Below are 24,634 nucleotides of genomic sequence, written 5' to 3' on the forward strand. Positions count from 1 at the left end.
TTAAATGTCGTCCTTTCCGTTTTTTTGCTGTACGTTATGATAAATTTTGTTCGGTATTGAATAGATTTTAGTAAATCCTTTCGCATCATCCGAAGTCCAAGCTTTGTTTATTTCGCCATATTCGCCGAAGTCTGCTTTCATCAGGTCAAAATCACTTTCTACTCCAACTAAAGTATATCCATAAGGGCGAAGATTGACAATCACACGACCTGTTACATTGCGTTGCGATGATTCAAGCATTGCTTCGATGTCGCGCATAACTGGTTCAAGATATTGAGCTTCGTGAAGAAACATTCCATACCAATTGGCAGTTTGTTCTTTCCAGTATTGTTGCCATTTGCTTAGAGTATGCTTTTCAAGCATCTTATGAGCATTGATAATGACAATCGGAGCTGCAGCTTCGAAGCCTACACGTCCTTTGATTCCGATGATTGTATCGCCGATATGCATATCGCGACCGATTGCAAAAGCCGAAGTTATTTCTTCAATTTTCTGGATTGCTTTAACTTTGTCTGTATATTTTATGCCATTTACAGCAGCGATTTCTCCATTTTCGAAATCAATAGTAAGCTCTTCTTCTTGAACTTTTTTCAATTGAGAAGGATAAGCTTCTTCCGGCAAAGTTTTATTCGATTGAAGAGTTTCTTTTCCGCCGATGCTTGTTCCCCAAAGACCTTTGTTAATTGAGTATTCCATCTTCGTGAAATCTGCTTCGTATCCATGCTCTTTCAAATAATTGATTTCATATTCACGGGTCAGGATCATATCACGTGTCGGTGTGATAATTTCGATACCGGGTGCAAGAACGTCAAAAGTAAGGTCGAAACGAACTTGATCGTTACCAGCACCTGTACTACCATGTGCTACTGCATCAGCACCAATTTCTTTAGCATAGTTGATAATAGCTATTGCTTGAAAAATACGTTCCGAACTAACAGAGATAGGGTAGGTTCCATTACGAAGAACATTCCCGAAAATCATATATTTAATACTTTTTTCGTAATATTCTTGAGTAATATCTAGGCTTACATGTTTTTTTGCACCTAGCTTATAAGCTTTCTCTTCTATAACTTTCAGTTCGTCAGGTGTAAATCCACCTGTATTAGCTATAGCTGTATAAACTTCGTATCCTAGGTCTTCTGACAAATATTTCGCACAGAATGAAGTATCTAATCCTCCGCTGAATGCTAAAACGACTTTCTTTTTCATTTCTTCAATATCTTTTTTATTTCTTTGATTGTTTCTTTTACTTCTTTTTTGTCTTTTTGCTTTGCCGGATCGAAAAGCATAGCTGTACAGATACAGTATTTGCGATCGGTACGAGTCAATACATCATAGTTGATACATCCCTGACAGCCTCTCCAGAATGACTCGTCGTCGGTCAGTTGAGCAAACGTAACTGGATTGTATCCAAGTTCAGTATTTATTTTCATAACAGCAGCTCCTGATGTCAGACCAAATACTTTTGCCTCGGGAAACATAGCACGTGCCAATGAAAACGCTTTTAGCTTTATCCTTTTAGCAAGCCCATGTTGACGAAATTTTTCGACAACGATTAATCCTGAGTTCGCAACATATTGTTTGTTACCCCACGACTCGATATAGCAAAAACCCGCAAACTCGTCACCACAAGTTGCTATGATTGCTTTTCCTTCTCTGATTTTCAGTTCGACATATTCTGGCGAACGTTTAGCGATACCTGTGCCACGAACTTTTGCGGCAGCTTCTATAGTATCTAATATAGTCTGTACATAGCCTATGTGGCTATCGTTGGCTACTACTACTGATATTTCTGAAATTTGAGTGTCCATTTCTTTCTGATGAACTAAAATATTATTTGTGATAGATAATGTTGTTTCCATTTTATACGATGCTAATCAAGCTAATTTGATTGGTATAAACGTAGATAGTGAATCAATAGCATGCTGACGGCTTACATTTTCGCGTAGGATGACCAATATGGTATCATCTCCTGCAACCGTTCCCATTATTGTATTGGTTGCCTTGTCGTCAATTTCAGCAGCAATGCCCATTGCGTAGCCTGGGCGAGTCTTTATGACTGCCAGTTGTCCAGAGAATTCGATGCTCAGGTACCCGTAGGTGGCAATATTAGGTTGATTGTTTGTTGTCTGATTGACTACATCGGTCAACTGATATACATATCCATCTTCATGATGGGGTACCTTTATTATTTTCAATTCCTTGATGTCGCGAGATAGTGTCGCCTGCGTTATATCAAAGCCTTTGCTCTGAAGCATAGTAAGGAGCATATCCTGATTCTCAATTTTATTCTCAGAAATCAGTTCTCTTATTATTTGTTGGCGATATTGTTTAGTCATAATGTATAAATATACGATTCTGATGCAAAAATATACATAAAAATGCATATTCAATCTATATTCATGAATAATTATAAAACATTATAGTTAAAATGATGTTAATTTTTAGGGATTTCTGCATATTCATGCTTTTACGGCTCGAATATGTAAATATTATAGATGGATGGAAGATGAAAAATTATAATACAAATTGCACTTCTTTGAAGGCAAATTTTCTGATTTTACCATCAGGCTTTTCTAAGACTAATATGCCACTAGGCTCTATATCATTAATCTTTGCTTCGAAATCTTCGATACCATCATTGTAGAAATGATATCCGTTTTTTCTAAAAAGAGCATTTTTATATAATGATACAATTTCAAAAGTATTACCATCTTTGGCTAATTGATAGTAAAACAATATACTATTTGTAATCTTGTCTAGTATTTCATGAAGATTATATGAATTGCCCGTAACCATCGAAAGCGAAATTGGATTCGATGCATCACTTCTAAATTCTGTCTGGTTGATGTTTATACCGATGCCTGCAATGGATTGTTGAATATAGTTTCCGATAAGACTATTCTCAATCAATATACCACAAATCTTGCTGTTGTTCCAATAAATATCGTTAGGCCATTTGATACTGATTCCGTCCGCGTATCTGTCTAATACATCTTTAATTGCTAAAGCGATTATTTGCGAAATGATAAATTGCTTGTTTGCTGAAACAAAATCGGGTTTCAGTAATATGCTAAATGTTAGGTTCTGTCCTTTTTCTGATTCCCAGCTATTACCTCGCTGACCACGTCCACCAGTCTGAAAGTCTGCTACAACAATAGTACCTTCGGAGACCTCATTCTCGGAAAGAATTTTTTTTAGGTAATTGCTTGTCGAATCAATTTCTTCTAGATGGATATAGTTTGACATGAATCGGAACTTAGCTGTTATAATATTCTTTTTGTCTAATTTTGGGAAGTTTCTTGATTACTTCGTCTACCGAGTGTTGGACAAGCTCTTTTATTAGTTCATCAGGAAGGTCTCTTTCGATATAGACAGAGTTCCATAGTGCTTTACTTGTATGATATCCGGGCTGTACTCCTTCGTAACGTTCCCGCAGTTCGATCGATCTTTCGGGATCACATTTCATGTTTGCAAAGAATTCACCATCTTTAGGCTCTAAGCCTATATAGGCAAACATCTTATTCATAACTTTGAATACAAGCGTCGTATCATCGAAAGGAAAACTTTCGGTTGCACCTTTTATTGATAGACAGAAATCGCGAAAATCTTCAATGTTCATGGCTTGTGTGTTTTACATTATTGGAGGAAGAAAGGCATCTTCTATGTATTCGATATCAAATTGCCCGTTCGCAGATATAACAGCAGCTACATCAAAACGAACAGGCTTTTCTATATTATTTTCAATCAGGTAATTGTCGGCAGATTCAACAATTCTGCGAATTTTAGATGGCGATACAGCATCCTCCGGATTACCCCAAATTGATGATGTACGCGTCTTGACTTCAACAAAAATAATCCATTCGTCGTTTTCGGCAATAATATCGACTTCGTATTTTTCGTAAAACCAATTGCTTTCAAGAATACGATATCCGTTTTTCTGCAAATAGCTGATAACGGCTTGTTCTCCATTTCTGCCTAGATTATTGTGTTGAGCCATCTCACATACTCAAGGTTTGTATATTGTCAATTTTCTTGTTGATTTATCGAAGATCGGAACAACGTTTACTGTGTCTAATTCGAGGCAGTATTCTGCATCTCTTAGTAGATTATTAGCCTCGAGACGCTTTATGTGTTCAGTCTCATCCATATATTTTCTTATATCAGGTTTAGCTTTTTCCCACATTTGCAGAGCTATAGTTGTGGCATCCGAACTACTTTCGTAGCCTTTCGAAATCAATAAATCAGCTAAAGCACCTCCATAAAGACTATCTTCTATATTGAAGCGGTTATTCCATCCGGCACAAAGCACTATTACATCCTTCTTTTCTTCTGCGCAGAAGTCAGCAATAGCGCTGATGTTTGAGAATGCACCTACTAACAGGCAATAACTGTCAGAAGCTTGATCAATGGCTTGTGTACCATTGGTTGTCGTAAATACTACATCTTTATCAGCAACAATCTCGGCTGTATAATCAAAAGGAGAGTTGCCGAAATCAGCAAAATCGCATCTTTTTACGTTGCGTTCAGCTCCGACAAGATACCCTTTAGACTTATATTCTTGTGCTTCGTCAATTGATGCTACTGGTATGATACTTTTAGCACCATTGTTCAAAGCAGTACACATAGTTGTAGATGCACGGAATATGTCTACAACCACCACAATTTTATCTTTGCCATCCGTATAAAAAGAATAGAGGGCAGGGGAGAAGCATACGTCTATTTTCACTTACAATGCGGCTTTTAGTCGGGTTAGACGAGTTAGTAGATCTTCCATCTGATCAAGTGGTAGCATGTTTGCTCCATCTGATAATGCATTTGCCGGATCGAAATGAGTTTCAAGGAAAAGTCCGTCTACTCCTGTTGCTATACCAGCTTTACACATAGTTTCGATCAATTTTGGCTGTCCACCGGTTACACCAGAAGCTTGATTTGGCTTCTGAAGACAATGCGTAGCATCAAGGACTACCGGAAAACCAAATTCTTTCATTTCAGGAATACCTCGGAAGTCAACAACTAGATCAGAATATCCGAACGAATTTCCTCTATCTGTAAGCATCACATTGTTGTTGCCAGAATCTATGACTTTTTGAGCAGCAAATTTCATCGCTCCAGGAGCCATGAACTGTCCTTTTTTGATATTGACAATTTTGCCAGTTTCGGCAGCAGCAATCAATAGCTCAGTCTGACGGCTAAGGAATGCCGGGATTTGCAGAACGTCAACGTATTCGGCAGCTAATGCGGCTTCTGTTGTTTCGTGTATATCAGTTACAGTCGGTATTCCGAAAGTTTTGCCAACTTTTTGCAGAATTTTTAATGCTTTCTCGTCACCAATTCCAGTAAATGAATCAACACGTGAGCGGTTAGCCTTGCGGTATGATCCTTTAAATACGTATGGTATATTTAGTTTGCTAGTAATTCTAACTAATTCGTCTGCTATGCGCAGAGCCATTTCTTCTCCTTCAATAACACATGGTCCTGACAAAAGAAAGAAATTGTCGTTTTTTAATTCAGATATATTCATAAATAGATATTGTTTATTTCAGACTATAAAGGTAGTACAAAAAATATACCGAAAAAAGAGACGCTTATAACTTCATCCTTTTTCGGTATACTTATTATTTTATTATTAAGCTAAAGCTTATTTTTTAGGGATATATCGCTCGTTTAATTTTGTTAGAATGATTTGCGTGATGTCATATTTATCTTTCGAAACGATAATGTTGTCATGACCGTTATTCAAGAATATGATTTCATAATTTACTTCATCATTATATCTTTCGATGCACGAACGGATAGAATCTGTAATCTGATTTGTCATTTGAAGTTGTTCTGTACCTAGTTCGTTTTCCAGGCGTTGAGCCATTGCTTCGTATTCTGCTGCAAGTTTGTTTATTCTTGCATATTCTTGTTGAGCTCTATCTTCACTGATGAAAACATTTTGCTGCAATTTACGTTGAAACTCTTGGCTTTCAGTTTCAAGACTGCGTTTTTTGTTTGCTAAAGTGTTTTGAGTACTGCTCAATTTTTTCATTAAGCGGTCATTCGCGTCTTTTGCAAAGTTGTAGTTTAATAATAACGAATCAACATTTACGTAAGCTACTGGAAGCACACTGGTTGAATCACTGTTCGAAAAAGCAAGAGTTTGTCCTTGTTGCGTATTATTTTTTGATGTAAAAAATAACACAAATAGAACAATGATGGCAGCAGCCAATACGCCGTTGATAATGTAAGATATATTCTTCATTTAAAATACAAATTAGTTACAGTTCACAAATGTTTTCATGACATTAGAGGTTTTACTGATCATTTCTCTAATGACAGACAAAGATATGGTATAAAGTTAAGAATAAGAATAAAAAAAATGATTAAAAGATGTGAAAATCGAATAAATATCCTTTCTCTAGCCAAAGTTACGATCAGGTAATTATGAGTTATTGTGTTGAATAAAATGATTGATTCTATCTATTCCTGATTTTTTTGTAAATACTAAATATAATATTATATTTGTTTATCTGCTTACCCAAAAGGATATGTTAACAGATAGTTATGACAAACTTATCATTTTACAAATATTAAATATATTATGACAATAAAAGATTTAAAACCGGAATTGGTGTGGGGTTATTTTTATGAGTTGACTCAAATACCAAGACCATCTAAAAAAGAGGAAAAAGTAGTTGCATATCTTATGGATTTTGCAAAAAAACATAATTTGGAAGCAAAAAAGGATGATGTTGGTAATGTAGTGATATTTAAACCAGCTACTTCAGGCATGGAGGATCGTCCGACAGTTATTCTGCAAGGCCATGTTGATATGGTTTGTGAAAAGAACGCGGGAACTGTGCACGATTTTGATAACGATCCGATTGAAACATATGTTGATGGAGATTGGCTGAAAGCAAAAGGAACAACACTAGGAGCTGACAATGGAATGGGAGTAGCTGCAGCATTGGCAGTTTTAGCTTCGGATGACATATTGCATCCGAAACTTGAATGTCTGTTTACAGTTGATGAAGAAACTGGTTTGACGGGAGCATTTGCTTTAGGAAAAGACTTCCTGAGTGGAGATATTCTTATTAATCTGGATACAGAAGAAGAAGGAGAAATATACATCGGTTGTGCTGGGGGAAAGACTTCGACAGCCAAATTTACATATACACCAACCGAAGTTCCTAACGGATATTTTTGGTTTAAAGTGGAAGTGAATGGCTTGAATGGTGGACATTCTGGTTCGGATATCGATAAAGGATTGGGCAATGCCAATAAGATATTAAACCGTTTCCTTTGGGATTTAAATAAAAATGAAGAACTGGCTTTAGCAGAATTCAATGGGGGTAATCTACATAATGCTATTGCGCGTGAGGCATGGGCTATTGCGGGCGTACCTGTTACGGATAAAGAAAGTGTAGCGGTTAAACTAAATATTTTGGCTGCTGATGTGGAGTCCGAATTGAAACGTGTTGATGCAGGGGTAAAGCTTAAAGTTCAGTCATTTGATACGCCTAAAGTTATAGTTGACAAAAATACTACATTTAAGCTGTTAAATGCTCTTTATGCATGTCCACATGGTGTTTTGGGAATGAGTCATGAAATTGAAGGACTGGTTGAAACATCAATGAATCTTGCGTCAGTGAAAATGAAGGAAGAAAATACTATTCTGATCACAGTAAGTACTCGTAGCTCTACAGAATCATTAAAAAATGATGCGGCAAATATGTTTAAAGCTGTATTTGATCTAGCTGGAGCTGAAGTTAAATTTGCTGATGGTTATCCGGGGTGGACTCCTAATCAGGATTCTAAAATATTGAAAGTCGCACGTGACTCTTATATGAAATTATTCGGAAAAGATCCGGAAGTAAAAGCAATCCATGCTGGATTGGAATGTGGACTTTTTTTAGAAAAATATCCACATCTGGATATGATTTCATGCGGACCTACTATCAGAGAGGCACACTCTCCGGCAGAAAAAATGGAAATCCCTTCTGTTGCTAAATGGTGGGATTATTTGTTAGATATACTAAAAAGCATCCCTAAAAAATAGATTACTGGAATAATGAAAAAAATGACAGTCGAAATATGGTCAGATATTGCTTGTCCATATTGCTACATTGGAAAACGTAAATTTGAAAAAGCACTGGCTCAGTTCGAGCATCGTGATGAGATCAAGTTGGAATGGCATAGCTATGAACTGAATCCTGATCTTCCAAAGAAAGCTTTAGACATGTCTTTTGCTGAGTATTTTTCAAAAGAGAATGGAGCATCGGCAGAGGACGTAAAAGCATTCTGTCTGAAGTTGACATCCTTGGCTAAAGAGCAAGGATTGGACTTTAATTTTGATAATCTGATTGTAGCAAACACTTCTGATGCTCTACGCTTGGTAAAATTGGCTAATGAGTCAGGATTGGCGGATGAAGCTGAAGAAGCTTTATTTGATGCGTATTTCGTTAAGTCGAAAGATATAAGCGATCGAGCTACATTGGTCAAGCTAGGTGTTGAAATCGGACTGAATGAAGCTTCAATCGTAAAGATGCTCGATAGTGATAAGTATCTTGAGCAAATTGAAAAAGATATCGATTATAGTGAGAATGGACTGAATCTGGAATATATTCCGTTTTATTATTTTAATAATAAAGATATCATTCAGGGCTCAATTGAGGTTGAAGACTATATAGATATGCTGAATAAAGCCTATACAGAATGGAAAGAGCATGGTGTAGGTCGAGGCGACGGCGAAAAACGAAGTGGAGGACGTTCATGTTCTGCTGACGGAGTTTGTAGTCTGTAAAATTATAGAATGTGAAGAATATTGTATATACATTGCTGATAGCCACCCTAATGGGTGGCTTCTGCATTTCTTGTGCCGAGAGTGATGATTTTTCGTCGTCCTCAGATTTAAAACTAAGTTTTTCGAAAGATACAATTACTTTCGATACGGTTTTTACAACTATAGGTTCATCGGTAGCTCAATTTAAAATCTATAATCGAAATAATAAATCCTTGTCTATAGAATCTATTGAAATTGTAAATTCAGAGAAAAGCGGTTTTACGATGAATATTGATGGAGAACAGGGAACTCGGATAACAGATGTAGATATCTTAAAAAAAGATAGTCTTTATGGTTTCTTGCGTATTACGGTTGATCCTTTGAATGAGAATAGCCCTATTCTGATAAGAGATTCAATACGTTTTGTGACTAATGGAAATGTTCAGTATGTAATATTAGAAGCAATAGGACGTGATGTCTATATCATAAAAGGTAAAGAAATAAAGGAGGATACTTATTTTAATGCTGATAAGCCATATTTGATTTACGATTCTCTGAATGTTGTTCGGGGAGCCAAATTGACTATTGAGGCTGGTGCTGAATTGTTTTTTCATGATAAAGCCTCAATGAATATTTGGGGAACTTTAAAAGCTGAAGGTGAGTTGACTAATAATATAGTTTTCCGAAACGATAGATTTGATAAAATGAACGATATTATCCCTTATTCTAATATTCCAGGTCAATGGAATGGTATTGTTTTCCATCCTGATAGCTATGACAATTCTTTAAAGAATGTTATTGTCAAAAATGCAATAGTTGGTCTTTATTTTTATTCTTCAGATATAACAAAGAAGAAAGCGCAATTGTATAATGTTGAAGTTCGTAACTCGTCAGATAATTGTGTAGTGGCTTCTGATTGTTATATTGATGCAGTGAATTGTTTGTTTTCAAATTCACGTAAAGCTGTTTTGGATATACAAGGGGGGAATTATTCGTTTTTACATTGTACTATTGCCAATTATTATCAATGGTCAACTCGTGAAGGAGCTGCTCTGACTTTGAGTAATGAATCGGTGAGCGTTGAGTCTCCTCTTATTCAATGTGATTTTATAAATTCAATTATATATGGTACTAGAGTTGATGAGCTGTCTTTAGTGGATAAAGGAAATCAGAACTTTAATTTTAACTTTCGTAATTGCTTAATTCGTACCAAATATGGTGTAGATAGTAAGGGCTTTGTTAACGTGATATGGAATAAAAATCCAGAATTCTTAAACTTGAATTCAAGCGGTCTATATGAATACGATTTTAGATTGTCAGAGACATCCTATGCAATTGGAATTGCTGATTTAGAATATTCAAAACAAGCTACTTTTGACCTAAGAGGTAATGCCAGATTGATGGATGGAAGTTCAGACGCTGGTTGTTTTGAGTGGATGGGTGAAGAAAACAAAATTTGATGATTATGCTGCGGATAGTTGTATGTTTGTTTATCGTGATGTGTACAGCGTATCTATCTGCACAGAACCCATTTAGAATTGTATTTTACAATGTAGAGAATTTATTCGATACGAAAGATAATCCCGAGACGGATGATGATGATTGGTTGCCTAAAGGGAATCAACGTTGGTCAAATTATCGTTATTGGCAAAAATTGAAAGGATTGAGTGCTGCTATTGATAGTATAGGAGAGAATTATCCTCCAGCTTTGATAGGCTTGTGTGAAGTAGAGAATGATTCCGTTTTATTTGATCTATGTAAAAGATCTCCTCTGAAAAAGCATAAATATCGCTACATTATAACGAAATCGAAGGACGATCGTGGTATGAATGTAGCCTTACTTTATCAGCGTGATGAAATGAAATTACTTACGGTCAAAGAATATACCCCGAATTTTTCTGATGCTCCAGATAAACATACTCGCAATGTATTACATGTTACTGGATTGGTAATTAGTGGAGATACTTTAGATATTTTTATTTGCCATTTTCCTTCTCGTGTTGATGGTATAAAAAGAACTCGTCCATTCAGACAACAAGCTGCACGATTGCTAAGACAGCAGGTAGATAAAGTTATGGCGAGACGGGTGAAAGCAAATGTGATTATTATGGGAGATTTTAATGATTTTCCTAATGATGATAGTATGTTAAAAATACTGGCTGCGAGGAGTATGTCAGAATCATTAAAGTATAAAAATCTATATAATATGTTCTTAGATCGGATTAAGGAATCTGATACGGGTAGCTATAAATATAGAGGTAAATGGCAATTTATGGATCAATTTGTAGTCAATGGTAACTTATTGAACTCAGTGAATACTGTTTCTGTAACTAATAATACAGCAAAAGTATTCAGTGGTGATTTCTTACTGGAAAATGATGAGAAATACGGAGGAAAAAAGCCATTTCGAACGTATGTATGGCGTAAATATTTGGGCGGACTGAGCGATCACTTGCCAATATATCTTGATCTCAGAATTAAAGAATGATTATTTGTCTAATGCAATTTGAATATTTGAAAATACAACGCGTAATACACGTTTTGTCGTTTCAAAGTGTTCTTCATCAACACCTTTCAACGCAGCTTCCATCGTATTGTAAACAGCTTCGTTAGCAATATCTTTGATTGCGGTTCCAGTTTCAGTTAAGAATATAAGATTCGATCTGCGATCGTTTTCTGAAGCTTTACGATATACTAGTTTCTGTTTTTCAAGATTGTCAATCAAGCGTGTCATACTAGGTTTATCTTTGAACGTTGCATCGCATAGGCGTTGTTGAGTTACACCATTCTCGATCCAAAGATGCGAAAGCACAGACCATTGTTCGGGAGTAATTTCCAAATTACTTTTTCTGAAATTACGATACATCATCCTATTGATTGCCATAGATACTTTTCCGCTAATAATAGGGAAAATGACTTGAAGATTACTTTGTAGCTCGTTCTCAATAGATTCTTTATTTACCATATGTCTGTTCTTTGTATTCGGTGCAAAGATATAAAAAAAGATGCAAAAAAAACAATTGATTAGACAAGTAAAATCCTAAAGACATAAAGTAAAAGAGCCATTCATAAGGAATGGCTCTTTATTAGATATGTTATCACATTGTATATTAATGCTTATGGGAAGATTCAACTTCCTCTCTATGCTTTCTAGCTTCTTCCGCCCATTTATCTCTCAGATGTTTTGGCGAAATTTTATAAGCTATGAATAGTAATATAAACCAAATAGGAGTGTACATCAGTCCGATACGAGTGTCTTCGCGGAACCAAAGGGCTACCAGGATGAAAGCAAAGAACGCAAGCGCCATATAGCAAGTAAATAATCCCCCTGGCATCTTGTATTTCGAAGCTTTATGTAATTCGGGTCTTTGTCTGCGGAATGCAATGTAAGCGATAAGGATTGCTGACCATACGCAAACAAAAAGTATTGTAGAAACAGTTGTAACTAATGTAAATGCATGAAGAATTCCTTGGTTATCAAAATAGAGTAGGACCACTGCAGGGAGTAGGAACATACATGAGAATATCAATGCATTAGCAGGAACAGCTGCTTTCGATAATTTCTTAAACTGTTTAGGCGCTTTGTGCCCCACAGATAAACCGAATAACATACGACTTGTTGAGAATATTCCACTATTGGCAGATGAAGCCGCGGATGTGATAACAACAAAATAGGTAATAGTAAATGCAGCGGCAATGCCAGCAAATGAGAACAGAACAATAAACGGACTATTTTCAGGGTCAATAGATCTCCATGGCATAACAGACATGATGACGATTAATGCGCCAATGTAGAACAAAATAACACGAATAGGAATAGCATTGATTGCTTTAGGAAGCGTTTTTTCTATATCTTTTGTTTCAGCTGCAGTTGTACCTACTAGTTCAACTCCAATGAATGCAAATATGGCTATCTGGAAACCGGCGACAAATCCCGAAAGTCCCATCGGGAAGAACCCTCCATCGTTCCATATATTGCTAAGTGATGTTACTGTTCCAGATGGTGTTTCAAATCCAGTTATTATGAATACGATACCGATTATAATAAGTCCTACAATAGCTACGATTTTGATGATCGAAAACCAAAACTCAGCTTCGCCGAATAGCTTAACTGTAAGAAGATTGAGTCCTAAGAAAAGGAATATACAGATTAAAGCTGGTAACCAGGATGGTATGTCAGGGGCTAAGTATTTGACATAACCGGCAATAGCGATTAAATCGGCACAACCAGTAACGATCCATGCTATCCAATAAGTCCATCCAATGAAGAACCCAGCCATCGGACCTAATAAATCGTTTGCAAAGTCCATGAATGATTTGTATTTCAAATTTGATAAGAGAAGTTCTCCCATCGCTCTCATTACAAAAAACATTACAAATCCGATGATAGCATAAACAAAGAGGATAGAAGGTCCGGCTAGACTGATAGTTTTGCCCGATCCCATAAATAGACCGGTACCAATGGCACCTCCAATTGCGATAAGCTGTATGTGTCTGTTCGTAAGATGACGATTCAGACCGCTGTCAGACTTTTCACAGCTTGGAGCATTTCTTTCTGTTTTTTCCATAGTGTCAAGTTCTTTTAAGGTATTTATAATAAACTGATGAGTCTCAATGTCTAAATGTAAGTATTTTAACTTAAAGTAACTATATGAAAATGAGAATTTTTATTAAAATATTTACAAAATTGAGTAAATTAACAATTGACTAATAATGGCTCTGAGACTTAGCTGACGAGGTTTTGATCAATGTAAAATAATTAGTTTTTACCTTATCTGTCTTATTACCAATATTGTATGATGCTTATTGTGTGTGCTTTCATTATGATTTTTTTATCGTTTGTGTATTTTTTGAGTTTAAGTATTTGATATTTAATAAAAAATGCCTATTTTTGTGCCCGCATTTCGATGCAAATTGTATTAAACAATAAATAATCAATTAATTATTAATTATGAACAATTACGAAACCGTTTTCATTTTGACTCCCGTTTTATCTGATGTTCAGATGAAGGAAGCGGTAGAAAAATTCAAAGCACTTTTGGTTGCTGAAGGCGCTAAGATTGTGAATGAAGAAAGCTGGGGGCTTCGCAAATTGGCTTACCCAATTCAAAAGAAGTCAACAGGATTTTATGCATTCCTTGAATTTGAAGCAGATCCTGCTGTTATCGCAAAATTGGAGCTTAACTATCGCCGCGACGAGCGTGTGATCCGTTTCTTGACATTCCGCCAAGATAAATTTGCTCACGAGTACGCTCAAAAGAGACGTAATCTAAGATCAGGTAAAAAAGTAGAAACAGAAGAAACAAAGGAGGCTTAAATCATGGCACAACAATCAGAAATCAGATATTTAACTCCACCTTCAGTAGAAGTTAAAAGAAAAAAATATTGCCGTTTCAAAAAGAATGGTATCAAGTATATTGATTATAAAGATCCTGAATTCTTGAAGAAATTTTTGAACGAACAAGGTAAAATTCTTCCTCGTCGTATCACTGGTACTTCATTGAAATTCCAACGTCGTGTTGCTCAAGCAGTAAAACGTGCTCGTCACTTAGCATTGCTTCCATACGTAACTGACTTAATGAAATAATCAAAAAACTTAAGGAGGACAATAAATTATGCAAGTAATATTAAAAGAAGACGTTGTAAATCTTGGTTATAAAGATGATGTAGTAACTGTTAAAGACGGTTACGGACGCAACTTCCTTCTACCACAAGGAAAAGCTGTTATAGCTACAGAATCGGCAAAGAAGGTATTGGCTGAAAATTTGAAACAACGCGCTCACAAGCTAGCTAAGATCAAAGAAAATGCTGAAGCTCTTGCTGCTAAATTGGACGGAGTAGCACTTACTATCGGTGCGAAAACTAGCTCAACAGGAACAATCTTTGGTTCTGTTACAAACATCCAAATTTCAGAAGCTCTTGAGAAATTAGGTTACGAAGTAGATCGTAAAGTAATCTCTATCAAAGAAGCAGTCAAAGAAGTTGGTAGCTACAAAGCAATCGCTAGATTACATAAAGAAGTTTCAGTTGAAATTCCTTTCGAAGTAGTTTCAGAATAAGAAATTCTTTCAGATATAAAAATAGGCTTAACATTTAGTTAGGCCTATTTTGTTTTATATAGGTAAATCTTATCCTATTTTAGAGTATTTTGTCTTATACCCACTCGCTAAGTTCGAGCCAGCGCATGGTCTTTTCGTCTATCTCATCAATGAGTTCGCTAACGCGTTGTGATTTACTGATAAGTTCATCATTCGATAAATTCCCACTGGATAAAGCTTCTTCGATAGCCACTTTTTCTGCTTCGAGTTGCGGTATCAGCTTATCAAGTTCTTCGAACTCTCTTTTCTCGTTAAAGGTAAGTTTACGTTTCTCTTCTTTTTGTTGAGTACGTTGTTGTTTTTGTTCTTCCTTAGGAGATGTAGTAGCCTTAACTTCGTTAGCTTTTATGATGGCATCTTGCTCATCTTTCCAATCACGATAATCACTATAATTGCCAGGGAAGTCTTTTACAATAGCATTGCCTTGGAAGGCAAGAAGGTGGTCAACAACTTTATCCATAAAGTACCTATCGTGAGAAACGATAATAACACATCCTTTGAACTGCTGAAGATATTCTTCCAGAACATTCAATGTTACGATATCTAAATCGTTTGTAGGCTCATCCAGTACAAGGAAATTCGGATTCTGTATAAGTACAGTACACAAGTACAAGCGACGGCGCTCACCTCCTGATAACTTAGCTACAAAATCGTGCTGCTTTTCGGGAGAGAATAAAAAATGTTGTAAAAATTGTGATGCTGTAAGCTTATATCCATTTCCTAAATCGATAACTTCTGCTATATTCTGAATGACATCCAGCACTTTCATATTGTCGTCGAATGTTAATCCGTCTTGACTATAATATCCGAATTTGACAGTTTCACCAATATCGAACTGACCTTTATCAGGAGCAACTTCACCCATCAGCATTTTTAGGAAAGTAGATTTACCTGTTCCATTATTTCCGACGATACCTAGTTTCTCGTAACGTGTAAAAGTATAATTGAAGTCTTCGAGTATTTTTATACTTCCGAAAGATTTATAGATGTGCTGAGCCTCAAATATTTTTTTCCCAATGTATGAACCTTTCACTTCAAGTTTAACATTGTCGCTATCGTAATTTTGCTTCGCTTTTTTTTCCAGATCATAAAATGCATCAATACGCGACTTAGCCTTTGTTCCACGAGCTTGTGGTTGACGGCGCATCCAGTCAAGCTCTTTGCGCAGTAAATTCGAAGCTCTGTCTACTTCTGCATTTTGTGCACTAAGACGCTCTTCTCGTTTTTCGAGATAATACGAAAAATTGCCCTTATATTGGAACAATTGTTTTTGGTCGATTTCAATTATTTCGGAACATACCCGATCCAAGAAATAACGATCGTGAGTAACCATTAATAAACTCAAGCGCGAACGTTGCAGATAATTTTCTAACCATTCTACCATATCTAGATCTAAGTGGTTGGTAGGCTCATCTAATATAATCAGATCGGGCTCAGTGATAAGTACATTTGCCAGAGCTACACGCTTTAGCTGCCCTCCTGACAATTCTGAAATTTTCTGATCGAAATCTTTAATTTTTAACTGGGCAAGAATTTGTTTAGCGCGATGCTCGTAGTCCCAAGCTTGGAGAGCATCCATTTGTTGAAGTAAATACTCTAGATTAGAGTGGTCACCCGAACTCATAGCTTGTTCATATTCAGATATAAGATCAGTTATCTCATTTCCTGAATGAAAACAAGCTTGGATGACGGTTAAATCAGCTGGGTATTGAGGTGCTTGCTCAAGATAGGCAACGCGTAGGTCGCGACGATAAGTAACAGTGCCGCTATCGTGAGGTTCTTTGCCTGCCAATATATTTAGAAGAGTTGTTTTACCCGAACCATTTTTAGCAATCAGTCCAATTCGTTGCCCTTCGTCAATTCCGAAAGAAATATTCTGAAATAATACCAGACTACCAAAACTTTTAGTTAGATTTTCTACTTGTAAATATACTGCCATATTATTTTATACTTTGAGAAGCAAAGGTAGTATATTTAAGGCATAAAACCTTTAGGCTAACGAATCGATTCGTTTCTAAATTCTAGATTTAGCACAACAATTTCCGATACTGTACCTATTCTATATTGAGGCCCGGAAAGACCTAGTCCGGAAGATATATAAATATGTGTATTATCTTTTTTCAGATATCCGTACGATTTCTCATAAAACCAACTTACAACATAATTCCATGGAAATATTTGTCCGTTATGCGTGTGTCCATATAAAGCTAGGTCTGCACCCGAATCAGCGTCTTCTTGCAATCGGTGAGGTTCGTGGTTAAGTAAAATTATTGGTTTAGTTTGATCAATACCGGACATAATGTCTGAAATTTGTTTTCGATTAAGACATTTGTCATCTTCGCGACCAACGACGTAAAAAAAACTATCCACAAGTGTATGGGTGTCTCGAAGTATATGGATCCCTGAATTATCTGTAAGCCATTTTATTTTGGCTCCGGATTCTTCGTGTTTATCTTGTATATAATCATGGTTTCCGGTCGATCCATATACTCCAAGAGGTGCTTCAATACGTTTAAATTCTTCATCTACTTGTTGTTCTAGTATTGGTTTTAGATTGAAGTCGATAATGTCTCCAACAATGAGTACCAAATCTGGCTTCTGTTCATTTATCAGATCAATATATTTTGCCAGCATGTTACGTTGTATTAATGCTCCAATATGAAGATCCGAAACCATCACTATTCTTACTTTTGAATGCTTAGGATTAGCTTTCTCTATTATTAGATTTTTCTCGGTTATAACCGGATTCCGAAAACGATACGATCCCCAACTCATCATTGGTATTACTACCATTAATCCTAAGCTGAAAAGCATGAATCGAGTTTTTCGAGAAGTAAAGTTTATTTTTTCTGGGAGGTATTTTAGGCGTTTATTCGTAATATATACTAAGTCGTATAACAATAGCATAATTGCCATATAGAGAATAAATATAGTCCATGAGCCCCCAATCCATGAAATAGTACTCATCCAGTCAAGAGGAATTGTTTCATGGAAAATAAATCCGATCAGATAGATGATCAGTTCAATAACAAAAAGTAGGGTATAAGGTACGCGAATGCTTCTTTTGGCAGGCAAACCTTGCCAACCTCGCCAAAAAACGTAAATGTTTATCAGCAGATGAACTATTATTGCTCTGAGGAATATTCGCATTCTTTTCCTTTCAATGTAATGACAACGTATTCAGATTGTGTACCTATACGAAATTTTCCACCCCAAATTCCGATTCCAGAGCTTACATAGATATGCGTATTCCCTTTTTTAAGGTAACCATGATCTATTTCGTACATTGCATTTGTTATCATCGAAATAGGCCAAACTTGCCCTTTATGTGTATGTCCTGACAATTGCAGATCAATATTGTTCTTCTCTGCCTCTTCCAGATGGAATGGTTGATGATCCAGCAATACAATTGGTTTCGATTTGTCCAAACTATCAACAATAGTATTCAATTGTTTACGGCGTTTATTGCTTTTATCATCACGACCTACTAAATAGAAACTGCTATCAACTAGGATAGCTTCATCTCTTAAGAGTTTAACACCCGATCGTTTGATAAAGTCTGATGACTTTCTAAGGTCGCTCAAGAATTCGTGATTTCCTACACAACTATAAATTCCAAGTGGAGCTTTTATTTTTTTGAAACTTTCTGCAATGTTTTGGTCATCTAAAGGTCGCACACTACTATCTACAATGTCTCCAGCAATCAGAACGATGTCGGGATTCTCTTTATTGATTTTTTCTATCCAACTTTCAAATTCGTTTTTACCGATACCATATCCAAGATGTAGGTCACTGATAGCCACTATTCGGAGTGAATCTCGGTTTGCAATTGGTTTTTCCAAGGCTATTGGCAATTCAACCCTAACTTTCCATGTGTATTTCATGTAGCCACATATCATTAATAGGAATATGAATCCTACCATGAAAGCTAAACCTACCCAATTCTCTTTCGTAAATCTGGTTAATGCATCACTTGGCATGAAATGTAAGAATTTATTTGGCAGACCTAAACATAAATCTTTTACAAGGAATACAATGACGAAATATATCATGATAAATAACCAAGATGTTCCTATCATGAAGAAGAAGCGAGTCATGGCTATTGGCATTGATTCGCCTGCTACAAAATACATAATCAGTGATAATATGACTATAGCTGCCGAAGCGAATATTCCTATATTAGTCGTTGTACTAGTTGGAACGGCTGTCCAAAGATGATGAAAGATATAGAAGTTACCGATTAGGTAAAGTAAAATGACAATTACAAAAATCATTTGTCGCATTTAAATGTTTATAAAATATTGTAGTGCAGTGCAAATATAGAAAATATAGGAATTGCGGCAGATTGTAAAATAGAAAAAGAGCAACCTTGAGATTGCTCTTTAACGAATATTTACTTTATAGACTTGTTTTTTTAATCTCGTCGACTCATTGCGATCATGATATAATATATCAGAGTTGCTAATGAACCTACAGCTGCTACGACATATGTATATGCAGCCCATTTCAAAGCATCTTTAGCTTTATCATTGTTCGTATTGTCTGTAATACCAGCATTGTCAAGCCAAGCCAAAGCGCGGCTACTTGCATTTATTTCTACCGGTAATGTAATGAAGCTGAAAATTGTTGTCATCGCAAAGAGGGCAATGCCAATCCATAATAGGCCAGGAAATGTATTGAAAAATAATAATCCGGCAAGTATAATCCATTGAACCCACGATGAAGCAAAGCTTACTATAGGTACAAGCGACGATCTCATCTTTAGTGGAGTATATCCATAAGCATGTTGCACTGCATGTCCGCATTCGTGAGCGGCAACAGCAGCTGCAGCTACGCTGTTAGTCCCATAAACACTTTCACTCAGGTTTACAGTTTTGTTCATTGGATTATAATGGTCGGTTAGCTGTCCTGCTGTCGAGATAACCTGAACATCATATATTCCATTATCATGTAACATTTTTAGGGCAACATCATGACCTGTCATTCCATTACGTAACGGAACCTGTGAGTATTTTTTAAATTTACTTTGTAGTGTTTGGGAAACAATAAAGCTTACTAAAGCTATCAACCCAAATATAATCCATCCTAAAGCCATATATTATTGATTAGTTTATTTGACAAATATATAACAAAAAAAGTGCCAATCAATATGACTGACACTTTGGATATATTTAAAAATAGTAACTATTTTCTAATAATTGTTTGTTCGCGATCTGGTCCTATTGAAACAATCTTGATAGGCACTTCTAGTTCTTTTTCAAGGAAAGCTACATATTCTTTAAATTCTGTAGGAAACTCGTCTTCGCTACGCATTTTTGTCATGTCAGTTTTCCAACCTTTCAATTCTTTATATACTGGCACAACATTATCTTCTAAGTTGTATGGCATTGTTGCCAGTCTTTCACCATTTACTTCATATGCAACACAAGCTTTGATGGTTTCGAAAGAGTCCAATACATCGCTTTTCATCATAATTAGTTGAGTGACTCCATCAACCATGATAGCATATCGTAATGCAACTAAGTCTATCCATCCACAACGGCGAGGACGACCAGTTACTGATCCAAATTCAAAGCCTTTTTCACGGAGTAAGTCTCCTGTTTCGTCGAAAAGTTCAGTTGGGAAAGGTCCACTACCAACACGTGTACAGTATGCTTTGAATATACCATATACTTCTCCGATTTTTTGTGGGGCAACGCCCAAACCTGTACATGCACCGGCTGAGATAGTATTTGACGAAGTAACAAACGGATACGATCCGAAGTCAATATCTAGCATTGTACCTTGCGCACCTTCAGCCAATATTTTTTTATTATCTTTTACTGCATCATTTAGATATTGTTCGCTATCAATGATACAGAATTCTTTTAATTTTTCAATTCCTTCAAACCACTTTTTCTCCATTTCAGGAAGAGAGCTTGCATTGTGGCGGTAGTGAAGAAGTGTTTGCATATGCTGAGCCTTGATAGTCTCATATTTCTCGTCGAAATTATGGAAAAGATCACCAACGCGTAGTCCCGTTCTGTTTATCTTGTCAGTATATGTTGGGCCGATACCCTTACCAGTTGTTCCAATTTTACCTTCTCCTTTATTCGCTTCATAGCAAGCATCTAAAAGACGGTGTGTCGGTAAAATAAGATGTGCTTTCTTAGATATCAAAAGCTTTTTCTTCAGATCATGGCCTGACTCTTCCAACTTTTCCACTTCATCTTTGAAAAGAGCCGGATCAAGAACTACGCCATTGCCGATTACATTGATATTATTACCTTGGAAAATACCTGATGGAATAGAACGGAGAACGTATTTTTCTCCTTCAAACTCAAGTGTATGTCCGGCATTAGGACCTCCTTGAAAGCGAGCTACGATTTGATAGTTTGGAGTTAAAACGTCGACGATTTTACCTTTACCTTCGTCGCCCCATTGTAATCCTAACAAGATGTCAATTTTCATTTCAGTGTGATGAGTTGTTTATTATTTTATGATTTCTTTTTGTTTTTTCGTTGGCATTTGGCACATACACCATATACATAGAGACTGTAGTAGCTGACTTTAAATCGTTGAAAACGTTTTTCACGTGCAGCATCTAAAGGCTGGTTGCATTTGTACTCTTTTACTTCGCCACAATCCAGGCATATAAAGTGATCGTGATTCTCGTTACCATATGCTTTTTCATATTTCGAGACGTTGGCTCCAAATTGATGCTTAACGACTAATCCACAATCCAACAATAGCTCCATTGTATTGTATAATGTTGCCCTACTGACACGGAACATCGTCCCTTTCATTATATTGTACAACAAATCCATGTCAAAGTGTCCTTTGATATTATATATATGTTCTAGTATTGCAAATCGTTCAGGAGTTTTTCGGTGCTTACGCTGAGTTAGATACTCCGTGAATTCATTCTTTACCTGCTCTTGCAGTTTTGAGTTGTCCATTTTCAATAAAAAGCTAAATAAATGCTTGATAAACAAAAATACAATTTTTTGAGTAATAGTCTAGAGAATTATCTATGAAAAGAACGAAAATCACAATTAATTGTATTGTCTACGATATAAAAGCCGAAAGAGCAAATTCTCACGAACTCGCCCTTCCTAAGGAAATCAAAAAAAGAATATCAATAAAGTTTTATCGATGTATATTGTATAAATACAAACTAGAAAGGTGTATAATCAGCATAAACGATTTTTTCGCCTTTTAGTGTATTAAGTTTTATTTTTAGAGTTACTTTTTCATGCTTTGCCAGATTAAGACTTCTTAAATTGTAACATCTTGTTGTACCCCTGATCCATTTTTCAGAATCATCATTTTTATTATGTACAAACTCAAGATCTATTGTGTCATTTTCAATTTGGTCAGCCTCTGCAAAACTGTTGGATGTTGGTATTATCCGATATAAATCGAACTGATGTAATTTGCTGTCACTGCCATATTGGAATCCAAAATCCAGATTGACATATTGATCACTTATAGTCAGTGATTTAAAATCAATAGGATCTCTAGTCAAATTAGCTAAATCATTTACTTCGATATCTAAAACATCTTTTGTCGGAATTTCTGCTATGCCATTTAGCTTGATAATATGTCCATTATCAATATCTCCAAGAATTGTATAAGTTATACTAACTCTTCGTTCCTTTGGTATATAATTAGGAATATTTGATGCTACAACTGAAAGTATTGTACTATCGCCAATAGTAAAAGAGCGTATTGGCTCTCCAATATTATTTACAGTCGCATATTTTGAATACCATATATCTCCCAATGAATATCCATCGTCATCAGAACATGAAGAGAAGATTACACTTGTTGAAAGTATAGCAATAGCTATAGCAAATAATAAATAAAATCGTTTCATTTATTGCGGTCTTTGCGAATGAGCCGTATACCGGCCATTCTGTATTCATATACATAGATGCACACTTAGGGAAAGTGCTGCATCAAAAAATAAAAAATTAGCGTTTTTCTTTAAAAAAGTTTTTCATGAGCTGTGTACACTCATCACTCAGTACTCCTGATTTTACCTGCGTTTTAGGATGGAGTAGGTTTGGGGAGAATAGTGAGTAACCTCTTTTCATGTCGCTGGCACCATATACTAGTCTGTGCAGTTGTGCCCAAGCTAAGCTTCCGGCACACATTGGACATGGCTCTAAAGTAACATATAGAGTACAGTCGGTAAGATATTTTCCTCCGAGAATGTTTGCTGCAGCAGTAACAGACTGAATTTCAGCATGAGCAGTTACATCAGTAAGAGCTTCGGTAAGATTGTGCGAACGTGCAATAATTCGATTTTGACAAACGACAACAGCTCCAACCGGTATTTCTCCTCTGTCGTAAGCTTTGTTTGCTTCAAGCAGAGCTTGGCGCATAAAATATTCATCATCTAAAACTAGATTCATCTTCGCATTTCGTTTTCGTCAAAAAGAGTAGGGTAGTCCTGATCTAAATTTTTCAAAACAAAACTTAGTAGAGTTTCGCGTACCCAACGTGTACGATTACCAATCTTATATTTTTTCATATAAGCATCGATCATTGCATATTCTTTCTCATTGAGAGAGATCGCAATATGTTTTTCTCGTCTGACACAGTCGGTTCGCTTCTTTTGTTTCATTGTTTGCAAAAGTAGAGACTTTATTCGATATTTTAAAGGAATATATTGTGCTTTTGCTGCTAAATAGACGATTTATCGTCATCAAATTTAAAATCTATCTCCAATTGTACAGCATCTTTCCAGATATTGTCATCATTGTTCTTAATACTAAGTCCTAGAAGTCTGACTTTGGGTGAAATATCTACCATTTGCAATAACTCCTTTCCTATATCAATCAGCATTTCATAATTGTCTATTGGTTCACTCAAAGTTTTGCTTCGAGAAATAGTTTTGAAATCAGCATATTTTATTTTCAGAGTAACCGTACGACCATAAAATGATCTTTTAGATATTCGTCTTATTACTTCACGGGCAATAGCTTCCATCTCTATTGTCAAATTTTCATACGAATCTATATCTTTTTCAAAAGTATTCTCTGCGCCCAACGATTTTCTAATTCGATCGGGCTCAACTGGTCTATCGTCTAGCCCTCGCGCATATTGATAGAATTGGTGTCCCATCTTCCCAAAGTGAGCAATGAGTTCGTTTTCAGATCTTTGTTTAAGGTCTAAGCCGTTCTTTATTCCAATTTGATGCATATACTTTGCTGTTACTTTGCCTACTCCGAAAAAACGCTCTATAGCTAACGATTCAACAAATTTCTCTGCATCTTTGGGTTGTATTACAAATAATCCATCCGGTTTATTATAATCGGATGCTATTTTAGCCAGAAATTTATTGAACGAGACTCCTGCAGAGGCTGTTAATTGAGTTGTATCTTTGATCTTTTGTTTTATCTCTTTAGCAATAATCGTTGCCGAACGAATATTTTTGTGATTCTCGGTTACATCTAGAAATGCTTCATCAAGTGATAATGGTTCTATGAGATCGGTATATTCACCGAAAATATCCATAATTTGACGAGATACTTCTTTGTATGCATCAAATCTAGAAGGTGTGAATATTAAATGAGGACATCGTTTTAATGCCATTCTAGAAGACATTGCAGATCGTACTCCATATTTACGAGCTTCGTAGCTGGCGGCAGCAACTACTCCTCTTTCACCAGCATAACCTACTGCTAAGGGTTTACTTCTATATTCGGGATTATCGCGTTGTTCTATCGAAGCAAAAAACGCATCCATATCTATGTGAATAATCTTTCGCATAGCAGGGTCA

At 36.1% G+C, this 24,634-nt stretch carries 27 protein-coding genes and 2 pseudogenes; 7 read left to right on the forward strand and 22 right to left on the reverse strand.

Annotated elements, in window-relative coordinates; genetic code table 11:
- From C1A06_RS05355 to C1A06_RS05395, 9 genes are all read right to left on the reverse strand, one after another.
- Positions 1-1,209 carry an argininosuccinate synthase gene (locus C1A06_RS05355; protein ID WP_101689211.1) on the reverse strand — a complete coding sequence of 403 codons (1,209 nt, stop codon included), beginning with the start codon at positions 1,207-1,209 and terminating at the stop codon, positions 1-3.
- Positions 1,206-1,811 (reverse strand): GNAT family N-acetyltransferase, encoded by a 606-nt coding sequence (locus tag C1A06_RS05360; protein WP_185116820.1) that lies wholly within the window; start codon positions 1,809-1,811, stop codon positions 1,206-1,208. Before C1A06_RS05360 ends, C1A06_RS05355 begins: the two co-directional genes overlap by 4 nt.
- A gap of 66 nt (positions 1,812-1,877) precedes the next feature.
- On the reverse strand, positions 1,878-2,339 hold the full coding sequence (gene argR, locus C1A06_RS05365) for an arginine repressor (RefSeq protein ID WP_221405676.1): 462 nt from the start codon (positions 2,337-2,339) through the stop codon (positions 1,878-1,880).
- Between the two features lie 178 nt (positions 2,340-2,517).
- Positions 2,518-3,249 (reverse strand): biotin--[acetyl-CoA-carboxylase] ligase, encoded by a 732-nt coding sequence (locus C1A06_RS05370; protein ID WP_101689214.1) that lies wholly within the window; start codon positions 3,247-3,249, stop codon positions 2,518-2,520.
- A gap of 10 nt (positions 3,250-3,259) precedes the next feature.
- Positions 3,260-3,622 (reverse strand): MmcQ/YjbR family DNA-binding protein, encoded by a 363-nt coding sequence (locus tag C1A06_RS05375; RefSeq protein ID WP_101689215.1) that lies wholly within the window; start codon positions 3,620-3,622, stop codon positions 3,260-3,262.
- A gap of 12 nt (positions 3,623-3,634) precedes the next feature.
- Positions 3,635-4,000, reverse strand: a complete 366-nt coding sequence (locus C1A06_RS05380; RefSeq protein ID WP_101689216.1) for a YraN family protein — start codon at positions 3,998-4,000, stop codon at positions 3,635-3,637.
- Positions 4,001-4,009: 9 nt separating this feature from the next.
- The gene (locus C1A06_RS05385) at positions 4,010-4,729 is read right to left on the reverse strand and encodes a 2-phosphosulfolactate phosphatase (protein WP_101689217.1); all 720 of its coding nucleotides are present in this window, start codon (positions 4,727-4,729) and stop codon (positions 4,010-4,012) included.
- Positions 4,730-5,524, reverse strand: a complete 795-nt coding sequence (gene kdsA / locus C1A06_RS05390; protein WP_101689218.1) for a 3-deoxy-8-phosphooctulonate synthase — start codon at positions 5,522-5,524, stop codon at positions 4,730-4,732.
- A 117-nt stretch (positions 5,525-5,641) separates the two neighbouring features.
- On the reverse strand, positions 5,642-6,247 hold the full coding sequence (locus tag C1A06_RS05395; protein ID WP_101689219.1) for an OmpH/Skp family outer membrane protein: 606 nt from the start codon (positions 6,245-6,247) through the stop codon (positions 5,642-5,644).
- Positions 6,248-6,586: 339 nt separating this feature from the next.
- Here C1A06_RS05395 and C1A06_RS05400 point away from each other — a divergent pair, with 339 nt between their 5' ends.
- From C1A06_RS05400 to C1A06_RS05415, 4 genes are read left to right on the forward strand one after another with little or no spacing between them, the layout of a single operon-like run.
- Positions 6,587-8,044, forward strand: a complete 1,458-nt coding sequence (locus C1A06_RS05400; protein WP_101689220.1) for an aminoacyl-histidine dipeptidase — start codon at positions 6,587-6,589, stop codon at positions 8,042-8,044.
- A gap of 12 nt (positions 8,045-8,056) precedes the next feature.
- Complete coding sequence (locus C1A06_RS05405) at positions 8,057-8,788, forward strand: DsbA family oxidoreductase (protein WP_101689221.1); 732 nt, start codon at positions 8,057-8,059, stop codon at positions 8,786-8,788.
- An 11-nt stretch (positions 8,789-8,799) separates the two neighbouring features.
- Entirely contained in the window at positions 8,800-10,227 is a 1,428-nt protein-coding gene (locus C1A06_RS05410; protein WP_245872006.1) for a hypothetical protein, read from the forward strand.
- Positions 10,228-10,232: 5 nt separating this feature from the next.
- Positions 10,233-11,255, forward strand: coding sequence for an endonuclease/exonuclease/phosphatase family protein (locus tag C1A06_RS05415; RefSeq protein ID WP_245872007.1), 1,023 nt, complete (start codon positions 10,233-10,235; stop codon positions 11,253-11,255).
- On the opposite strand, the gene C1A06_RS05420 is transcribed toward C1A06_RS05415, so the two are convergent.
- Both C1A06_RS05420 and C1A06_RS05425 read right to left on the reverse strand, forming a co-directional pair.
- Positions 11,256-11,732, reverse strand: a complete 477-nt coding sequence (locus C1A06_RS05420) for a MarR family winged helix-turn-helix transcriptional regulator (RefSeq protein WP_101689223.1) — start codon at positions 11,730-11,732, stop codon at positions 11,256-11,258.
- A gap of 145 nt (positions 11,733-11,877) precedes the next feature.
- Positions 11,878-13,335: an amino acid permease gene (locus C1A06_RS05425; RefSeq protein WP_101689224.1), complete on the reverse strand. Its 1,458-nt coding sequence runs from the start codon at positions 13,333-13,335 to the stop codon at positions 11,878-11,880.
- Positions 13,336-13,718: 383 nt separating this feature from the next.
- Here C1A06_RS05425 and rpsF point away from each other — a divergent pair, with 383 nt between their 5' ends.
- The 3 genes from rpsF to rplI are packed head-to-tail and all read left to right on the forward strand — an operon-like array spanning position 13,719 to position 14,826.
- The gene (gene rpsF / locus C1A06_RS05430) at positions 13,719-14,084 is read left to right on the forward strand and encodes a 30S ribosomal protein S6 (RefSeq protein WP_101689225.1); all 366 of its coding nucleotides are present in this window, start codon (positions 13,719-13,721) and stop codon (positions 14,082-14,084) included.
- The gene (rpsR, locus tag C1A06_RS05435) at positions 14,085-14,354 is read left to right on the forward strand and encodes a 30S ribosomal protein S18 (RefSeq protein ID WP_185116821.1); all 270 of its coding nucleotides are present in this window, start codon (positions 14,085-14,087) and stop codon (positions 14,352-14,354) included.
- 28 nt (positions 14,355-14,382) lie between these two features.
- Positions 14,383-14,826 carry a 50S ribosomal protein L9 gene (gene rplI, locus C1A06_RS05440; protein ID WP_101689227.1) on the forward strand — a complete coding sequence of 148 codons (444 nt, stop codon included), beginning with the start codon at positions 14,383-14,385 and terminating at the stop codon, positions 14,824-14,826.
- 94 nt (positions 14,827-14,920) lie between these two features.
- Here the strand turns inward: rplI and C1A06_RS15340 are convergent.
- The 11 genes and pseudogenes from C1A06_RS15340 to dinB all read right to left on the reverse strand — a co-directional run.
- Positions 14,921-15,142 (reverse strand): annotated as a pseudogene (locus tag C1A06_RS15340) (ABC transporter C-terminal domain-containing protein); the annotation flags it as partial.
- A gap of 87 nt (positions 15,143-15,229) precedes the next feature.
- Positions 15,230-16,804 (reverse strand): annotated as a pseudogene (locus C1A06_RS05445) (ABC-F family ATP-binding cassette domain-containing protein); the annotation flags it as partial.
- 56 nt (positions 16,805-16,860) lie between these two features.
- Positions 16,861-18,015, reverse strand: coding sequence for a metallophosphoesterase (locus C1A06_RS05450; RefSeq protein ID WP_101689229.1), 1,155 nt, complete (start codon positions 18,013-18,015; stop codon positions 16,861-16,863).
- Positions 17,991-19,139 (reverse strand): metallophosphoesterase, encoded by a 1,149-nt coding sequence (locus tag C1A06_RS05455; RefSeq protein ID WP_245872008.1) that lies wholly within the window; start codon positions 19,137-19,139, stop codon positions 17,991-17,993. Before C1A06_RS05455 ends, C1A06_RS05450 begins: the two co-directional genes overlap by 25 nt.
- A 140-nt stretch (positions 19,140-19,279) precedes the next feature.
- On the reverse strand, positions 19,280-19,960 hold the full coding sequence (locus C1A06_RS05460; protein WP_101689231.1) for a zinc metallopeptidase: 681 nt from the start codon (positions 19,958-19,960) through the stop codon (positions 19,280-19,282).
- 89 nt (positions 19,961-20,049) lie between these two features.
- The gene (locus C1A06_RS05465) at positions 20,050-21,315 is read right to left on the reverse strand and encodes an adenylosuccinate synthase (protein WP_101689232.1); all 1,266 of its coding nucleotides are present in this window, start codon (positions 21,313-21,315) and stop codon (positions 20,050-20,052) included.
- Positions 21,316-21,341: 26 nt separating this feature from the next.
- Positions 21,342-21,803: a Fur family transcriptional regulator gene (locus C1A06_RS05470; protein WP_101689233.1), complete on the reverse strand. Its 462-nt coding sequence runs from the start codon at positions 21,801-21,803 to the stop codon at positions 21,342-21,344.
- 218 nt (positions 21,804-22,021) lie between these two features.
- Positions 22,022-22,723 carry a NigD1/NigD2 family lipoprotein gene (locus tag C1A06_RS05475; RefSeq protein WP_101689234.1) on the reverse strand — a complete coding sequence of 234 codons (702 nt, stop codon included), beginning with the start codon at positions 22,721-22,723 and terminating at the stop codon, positions 22,022-22,024.
- 97 nt (positions 22,724-22,820) lie between these two features.
- On the reverse strand, positions 22,821-23,264 hold the full coding sequence (locus C1A06_RS05480) for a nucleoside deaminase (protein WP_101689235.1): 444 nt from the start codon (positions 23,262-23,264) through the stop codon (positions 22,821-22,823).
- Positions 23,261-23,476: a hypothetical protein gene (locus C1A06_RS05485; protein WP_101689236.1), complete on the reverse strand. Its 216-nt coding sequence runs from the start codon at positions 23,474-23,476 to the stop codon at positions 23,261-23,263. The genes C1A06_RS05480 and C1A06_RS05485 overlap by 4 nt, the downstream gene beginning before the upstream one ends.
- Before the next feature lie 59 nt (positions 23,477-23,535).
- Positions 23,536-24,624, reverse strand: a complete 1,089-nt coding sequence (gene dinB, locus C1A06_RS05490; protein ID WP_101689237.1) for a DNA polymerase IV — start codon at positions 24,622-24,624, stop codon at positions 23,536-23,538.
- Between the last annotated feature and the right edge of the window lie 10 nt (positions 24,625-24,634).

This window comes from Dysgonomonas massiliensis, assembly GCF_900240225.1.
Lineage (GTDB): Bacteria > Bacteroidota > Bacteroidia > Bacteroidales > Dysgonomonadaceae > Dysgonomonas > Dysgonomonas massiliensis.